Here is a 3220-nt window from a genome sequence, read left to right as displayed (position 1 = left end):
AGGCAGAAGGCAGAAGGCAGAAGGCGGAAGGCGGGAGGGGGAAGGGGGAAGAAGAAAGCGGAGAGCGATTATTTTAGATAGTGCGAACGGACGGCGACTTTCATGGTGCCGTCGCTGGCGACTTCGAAGGTGTGGCCTTTGGGCCCCTGCTCTTCGTGCATGGAGACGGGACCATCGAAACTGGCGCTGGCCACCTGGCAACTTTCGGGCTCGATTTGCAGTTGGCCTTTGACGCTCATCGTGCCGCCGCCGGGAAGCTGGAGGATTACCAGCATGTCGAAATTGGCCAGATGACGACCGTCTTCGTCCTGGTTGACGCCGTGCAAGGTGAGCTCCACTTTTTGGGCCTGGCCGCCGGCTTCCTTCACGCCCAACAGGTCGGACGCCATATCATTGGGCAGGCGGAGAGTTTCGCCGATGGCCACTTTTTTGCCATCCAGATACGTGCCCAGCGGACTGGGATGGCCGATGGCCTCCATGCTGGAGGCGACCAACGTGCGTTCTTCTTCCGGCACGTCGTGGCCCTGGGGATCGGTGACCATCAGGTCGGCGCCGCGGCGTTCTACCATGTACGCTTTTCCTTCGATTGGCTGCGTTTGGGGCGTGGCAGCCTGCTTGCCGCGGGTAACTTGTTCCCAGGCTTTGGAATAAAACACTTGTACTTTGGTGGCTTTGTTATCGGCCACTTGCAGCACGGTGACTTGCCGATCTTGATCGCGGCTGAGCTGCTGCATTTCGGAAGAAATAATTTGTCCGGCCTGTTGCAAAGTGATGTTCAGGTCCAATGTGAACTGCATTTCGTGCGAAGCCTGCTGGCCAATTTGCGGCGCACGATATGTGAATGTCACCGCCTGCGCGGCGAACGCCTGACGAACCAACAGCAGCAGCGTAAAAGCCGCGAAGGAACGCAAAGCAACGGGAATGGATTTCATAGCAGTGCGATAAACGAATTGGGAATGGAGAACGGGAAGCTGAAATGTAGCCCAGCGAATGCCGGTGGGCGGAGATCACTCAGCCTGGCGAAAAGGTTGCGTATGATCGGCGGAGGGGGGCATTGGGTCAAGACGAAATTGCGTCCCCTACCGAACTGGCCCACTGAACCGCACCAGCGGAATAAATGTCTACGGAGGCGAACATTTAGGGCAATTTCTGGGGGCATGCGGTTGCATCGGGGCTGGCTGCCGCATATCCTAATGTGTTGGCCTGCAATGGGTTCCAATATCTATATGACCGGCCTACCGGGCCGGGTTTTGGTCATTTCAGCGAGGTTTTCGTGGCGACAGCTTCTAAACCGCGGACGGGCAGCGGCATGGTGACGGGCTCGGACGTCGTGGTGCAATCGTTGGTCAACCACGGGGTGGACATTATTTTTGCCTATCCGGGCGGGGCGAGCATGCCTTTGCACCAGGCATTGACGCGGTTCAAGGACCAAATTCGCACGATTTTGCCGCGGCACGAACAAGGCGGCGCCTTTGCCGCGCAGGGGTTGGCCCGCACGACAGGAAAACCTGGCGTGTGCATGGCCACCAGCGGACCGGGCGCTTTGAATTTAGTGACAGCCCTTGCCGACGCCAAAATGGACAGCGTGCCGCTGGTGGCGATTACCGGCCAAGTGGGCACGCACGTGATTGGGACCGACGCTTTCCAGGAAACGCCCATCGTGGAAGTGAGCCGCGGGATTACGAAACATCACTATTTGGTGACCGACGTGAACGACGTGGCGCGGGTGATGCGGGAAGCGTTTCACATTGCCACGACGGGGCGGCCGGGCCCGGTGTTGGTCGACGTGCCGAAAAACGTGCAGTTGGCGCAGATTGAGCCGGATTACAACGTGCCGATGAATTTGCCGGGCTATCATCCGGAAGCCCAGGCCAAGCCGGAACAAATTCGTCAGGTGGCAGCGGCCATTAAGCGCGCCAAGCGGCCGATTATTTATGCCGGGGGCGGCGTGATCAGCGGCGATGCCAGCGCGGAGCTGCGCGAGCTGGTGCGCAAAACGAAAATTCCCGTCGCGATGACCGTGATGGGCTTGGGGGCTTTTCCGGCGAACGATCCGCTGTCGCTGGAGATGCTAGGAATGCACGGCAGCGTGTATTCGAATTACGCGGTGAACGACGCTGATTTGCTGCTGGCCTTTGGCGTGCGGTTTGACGACCGAGTGACCGGCAAGGTGACGGAGTTTGCCAAGCACGGGTTCATTGTGCACATCGACATTGATCCGTCGGAAATCAATAAGAACAAAGCCGCGCACATTCCGATTGTGAGCGACATTAAGTTCGCGCTGTCGGAATTGAACAAAATTGTGGAAGCGCCGGACGATTTGGGGCCGTGGCACAAGCAAGTGGCCGAGTGGAAAAAGTCCGACCCGTTGAAATACGACAAAAATTTCGACGGCATTTTGCAACAGCATGCCATCGACGAATTGTGGAAATTGACGCGCGGCGAAGAGACGATCATTACGGTGGGCGTGGGGCAGCATCAAATGTGGACGTCGCAGTTTTACAAGTTCATGCACCCGCGCACGTTTTTGTCCAGTTCGGGCTTGGGAACGATGGGCTTCGGCCTGCCGGCCGCGGTGGGAGCGAAGGCCGCCAACCCGGACAAGCTGGTCGTGGACATCGACGGAGACGGCAGCTTTTTGATGAACGTTCAGGAATTGGCCACGGCCTATTGCGAGAAGCTGCCGGTGAAAGTGCTGCTATTGAACAATCAGCACTTGGGGATGGTGATGCAATGGGAAGATCGGTTCCATCAGGGGAACCGGGCGCACACGTATTTGGGGCCCATCGATCATCCGGAAGCAATTGGCGAAGGCAATGGTTTGGGGCCTTCGGAGCGGTATCCGGATTTTGTGACCATCGCCAAAGGTTTTGGCTGCGGCGCGGCCTCGGTGAAGAAAAAGAGCGAGCTGACGGCGGCGTTGAAAGAAATGATCGATTATCCCGGCCCGTTCGTGCTGGACGTGGAAGTGCCGTATCAGGAACACGTGCTGCCGATGATTCCGGCGGGGATGACGGTGAAAGATTTGATTAAGGAATAATGTTGTGAATTCTCAGTGCTTGGGCACCGAGACGTGTGTTTTTGTTTGATCGTTTTATCCCAAGTTTGTGGTGGAACATGGGGATTGATATTTCTGAATTATTGCAGCTTCCGGCCGAGGAAAAACTGCACATCATAGGGGAACTGTGGGACAGTTTGAGCAATCAGGAAATGCCCATTC

2 protein-coding genes are annotated in these 3220 nt (G+C 57.1%); one reads left to right on the top strand and one right to left on the bottom strand.

Translation table 11 applies throughout. The features are described 5' to 3' along the window. Positions 1-68: 68 nt before the first annotated feature. The gene (locus VMJ32_19080) at positions 69-932 is read right to left on the bottom strand and encodes a hypothetical protein (GenBank protein ID HTQ41096.1); all 864 of its coding nucleotides are present in this window, start codon (positions 930-932) and stop codon (positions 69-71) included. 377 nt (positions 933-1309) lie between these two features. Between VMJ32_19080 and ilvB the strand changes: the two genes are divergently transcribed. After that, positions 1310-3040 carry a biosynthetic-type acetolactate synthase large subunit gene (gene ilvB, locus VMJ32_19075; GenBank protein ID HTQ41095.1) on the top strand — a complete coding sequence of 577 codons (1731 nt, stop codon included), beginning with the start codon at positions 1310-1312 and terminating at the stop codon, positions 3038-3040. Positions 3041-3220: the final 180 nt, after the last annotated feature.

The sequence above is a fragment of the Pirellulales bacterium genome (assembly GCA_035499655.1).
In the GTDB taxonomy this organism is placed as follows: Bacteria; Planctomycetota; Planctomycetia; order Pirellulales; family JADZDJ01; genus DATJYL01.
The sequence above is the reverse complement of the archived record's forward strand: the minus strand, read 5'-3'. Positions and strand labels throughout refer to the sequence as shown.